Source organism: Paenibacillus sp. 102 (genome assembly GCF_039549175.1).
Classification (GTDB): Bacteria; Bacillota; Bacilli; order Bacillales; family Bacillaceae_G; genus Bacillus_A.
The window spans coordinates 1-283 of record NZ_JBCGHT010000086.1 but is presented as its reverse complement, the minus strand read 5'-3'; the positions used below and the strand labels follow the sequence as shown (position 1 = coordinate 283).

At 35.7% G+C, this 283-nt stretch carries 1 pseudogene; it reads right to left on the bottom strand.

What is annotated here, in order from left to right:
• Window positions 1–80: 80 nt before the first annotated feature.
• A pseudogene (locus AAIE21_RS29445) lies at window positions 81–283 on the bottom strand (XRE family transcriptional regulator); the annotation flags it as partial.

The following is a 283-nucleotide window of genomic DNA, read 5'->3' as shown; positions in this document are numbered from 1 at the left end:
ATGGAAAACCTTTCTTCTAAAATGAAATCAAACCACAATATATCTTTGTTGTTTTGTAGCATTTTTACGTACAATAAGACTCAGTTTGCCAAACGTCCTTTTTGACGTCCATATAGCTCCTCATGAGCTTTTTTGACGTCGCTAAGTATAAAAAGTAATGCATCGTCTTGCTCGTTCTCGAAGCCAAGAAGCGTGTCTGTTGAGATGTTGAAAATAGAGAAAAGAGACTTGATACTTTCTACATCTGATTGATGTCGATCTATTTCCCAATCCTTTATTTGTC